The following is a 207-nucleotide window of genomic DNA, read 5'->3' on the forward strand; positions in this document are numbered from 1 at the left end:
GGATTCTTTTGTCTAATTCAGGACCATACTGATGAACCCAACGCATAATCGTTGTATGAGCAACGAATAAGCCCCGTTCCTCCATCATTTCCACCAAATCACGAAAGCTCAAGTTGTACCGTAGGTACCATCTTACTGTTTGCAAAATAATATCATGATGATAATGTTTCCACTTGAATAAATTTCGCTTTTCCATACTGATCACGC

Annotated in this window: 1 pseudogene; it reads right to left on the reverse strand. The window is 39.1% G+C overall.

The features are described from left to right. Positions 1-196 (reverse strand): annotated as a pseudogene (locus BAQ49_RS11435) (IS6 family transposase); the annotation flags it as partial. Positions 197-207: the final 11 nt, after the last annotated feature.

Origin of the sequence: Bacillus proteolyticus, from assembly GCF_001884065.1 — a bacterium.
Taxonomy (GTDB): domain Bacteria; phylum Bacillota; class Bacilli; order Bacillales; family Bacillaceae_G; genus Bacillus_A; species Bacillus_A proteolyticus.